Raw genomic sequence first — 284 nt, forward strand, 5'->3', positions numbered from 1 at the left:
TGTGCGACCTGCACGACGACCTGGCGGAGAACCCGGCGATCTGGACCCTCCAGGCCCGCTTCCCCCGCGTGTCCTGACCCTCACTCCTCCACCCGGATCCCCAGCGCCCCCGCCAACACGGCCGCCAGATCCAGCAGTTGCCCCGTACTGATCACGGCCCCCGCCAGCCGGTCCACGCCCCGCGCGATCTCCAGTGACGCCGCCTCTCTGAGAGCCCGTGAACAAACTGATCATTTCCGGTGTTTGGCGTCCTTCGTGCCCGCCAGGCGCCGTGACATCAGCAT

1 pseudogene is annotated in these 284 nt (G+C 68.3%); it reads right to left on the minus strand.

The features are described from left to right. Window positions 1-80: 80 nt before the first annotated feature. A pseudogene (locus RMT89_RS42375) lies at window positions 81-212 on the minus strand (pentapeptide repeat-containing protein); the annotation flags it as partial. Window positions 213-284 lie beyond the last annotated feature (72 nt).

Source organism: Streptomyces sp. P17 (assembly GCF_032436805.1).
In the GTDB taxonomy this organism is placed as follows: domain Bacteria; phylum Actinomycetota; class Actinomycetes; order Streptomycetales; family Streptomycetaceae; genus Streptomyces.